2 protein-coding genes are annotated in these 2070 nt (G+C 61.2%); one reads left to right on the top strand and one right to left on the bottom strand.

Features of this window, described 5'->3' with window-relative positions:
* Positions 1-1572, top strand: a 1572-nt coding sequence (locus KTAU_RS21750) for a hypothetical protein (protein WP_170293486.1), incomplete at its 5' end; no start/stop codon positions are given.
* Here KTAU_RS21750 and KTAU_RS22115 read toward each other — a convergent pair.
* On the bottom strand, positions 1546-2070 hold a 525-nt coding region (locus KTAU_RS22115; RefSeq protein ID WP_228026584.1), incomplete at its 5' end, for a hypothetical protein. The two genes, KTAU_RS21750 and KTAU_RS22115, sit on opposite strands and share 27 nt — an antisense overlap.

The following is a 2070-nucleotide window of genomic DNA, read 5'->3' as shown; positions in this document are numbered from 1 at the left end:
CGCCAGTGCCGCCGCTGGCTCGCCCAGATCTCCGCCCGGCAAGGACGGCTCTGGCTGGCCAGTGAGCACTTCCGCGCCTTGCTTCAGGCAGATCCTGCCGATGAGGAGGCGCTGCGGGAGTGGCTACACGTGCTGCTGCAGCACGGCCAGGAACGGGAAGCCCGCCGCTGCTACGAGGAGGTGCAAGCCCTCGCTGCCCAGCAAGGCGACTCCCTCCCCTCCTGGGAGCAGCTCCGGCTGGTCAAGCCCCCTGCCGATATGGTATGCTTGACCCAGACAGAAGATGCAACAGAGGAAGCGCAGCCCGGCCTGCTCATCCCCGCTGCTCCCGGGCGCCAGCCTGGCAGCCTCGGGCTGGCAGCGTCTCCTGATCCGGCCCTGACGACGCTGCCCTTGCCCGTTGGTAGCCCACTGTGGTTTGTCTGGCAACAGCGGCGCGTCGAAGCCCTGCTGATCCATTTCCAGGAGCGCAGCCAGGGCAGGCTAGACCCAATCGCCTGGGCTGAGCTGCGCCGTCGTCTCCAAGAGGAGCTTGCCGCTGTGCCACCACACGAGCATGACCGCGATTACACCATCTCGCGCCGGCAGATGCTGGGCGCGCTGGCAGCTTTGCCACTGACCACCCCGACGGGAGTTCGGAACGGTCTCCCACCAGCAGAGGAGGTGCTGCCCCTCTGTGCGGCAGCAAACACCGCCTGCTGGCAACTACTCAACAGCCAAGGCATTGGCATCGTCCAAGAGATCCTTCCCCGCTATCTGCCCTTACTAGAACGCCTGGCCCAGCCTGGCACGCCACAGCATTCCCTGGCAGCTCGTCTGGCCGCTGAAGCCAACCGCATTGCGGGCATCGCCGCCAGCCACCATCAGGGAGATCTTCGGGCCAAACAGCTCTTCTCGCGAAAGGCGGTACACCTGGCAGCCTTGAGTGGACATGCACCGGCACAGATAGCAGCCTTACGCGACTTGAGTCTAGCCTTCTACTATGATAGGCTCCAGGTATCCTCTATGCTGGCCCATCTGGAGCCAGCCACACCGTTGCTAGCCGCTTGTCCGCCAGTCATGCAAAGCAGTGTACTCTGTCTGCAAGCAACAGCCTCGGCCTATCTGGGCCGCGAAGAAACTGCACTGCTCCTGCTCGGAGAAGCCCAAGAGCGGTTTGAATCGCAAGGCGAGACTGAGACATGCACGGACTTCCGTTTTCACGAAGATAACCTCATGCTATGGGCGGGCCGAGTATACCTCTACCTCGCTATGCGCTTTCCTGAGAAGGGCTACAGTCGGCGAGCATGGGAGACCTACAGCCAGCTAAAAACCACGCCTGTGAGGGTAATGACCCCTGCCCGCCTGCAGGTGGAGATTCTCCTAGATGAAACCAAGACAGCGCTCATCCAGCAGGAGCGAGAGACTTTTACCTACCTGCTGATAGAGTGCATGCACAAAGCGACCGAGCTGAAAAGTCTAAGTCTGCAGAGAGAAACCTTGGCCCTGTATCGCCGGGTGCGTGCCGAAGACCACCCCTGGCACCACGAACGTTCTCTGATCGAGCTAGCCGATTTGTTCATCAACCGATAGGGGGCAGCGATCGCCCGGCCTGCCATCGCCGGCAGGGGATGGTACTTCAGACCAGGCAGCACCGGAGAGGGGTCTACCGCTAACGCCCCGTTCTCCGGCGTCTGATCGACCGCGATCTCTCTGCTGCTGGCGTGACCGATTCAGCTCGACAGACGCGTCCGCTATGCACCGAAAATGTGCTTGTGCTTTCCTGAGCGGTGCTGATCTGCTCAGCGGCGGGATGCTCCTGGACCAGGCATCTCCCCCTGGCAGTAACAGCTCAGACAGGAATAGCACAGGCGTTTTTTTCTCACCTCTCCCATCCTCTGGAAAAAGTTCGAACAGCTTCTGAGAGCCTTCCTTTCCTCCCTTGACTATCCTGTTCCAGAAGCTTGAAAGGTGGAGGAAGGAGCCTTCGGCCTCCCCCTCAACCCTCTCCCGCCAGCTTAAGCCCGAGACGCCCTGTTCTGCTATGTGATAGATACCGACTATGTCTATCGGAAAGGGAGAAGCGCCGGC

Origin of the sequence: Thermogemmatispora aurantia (assembly GCF_008974285.1) — a bacterium.
GTDB classification, from domain to species: domain Bacteria; phylum Chloroflexota; class Ktedonobacteria; order Ktedonobacterales; family Ktedonobacteraceae; genus Thermogemmatispora; species Thermogemmatispora aurantia.
The sequence above is the reverse complement of the archived record's forward strand: the minus strand, read 5'-3'. Positions and strand labels throughout refer to the sequence as shown.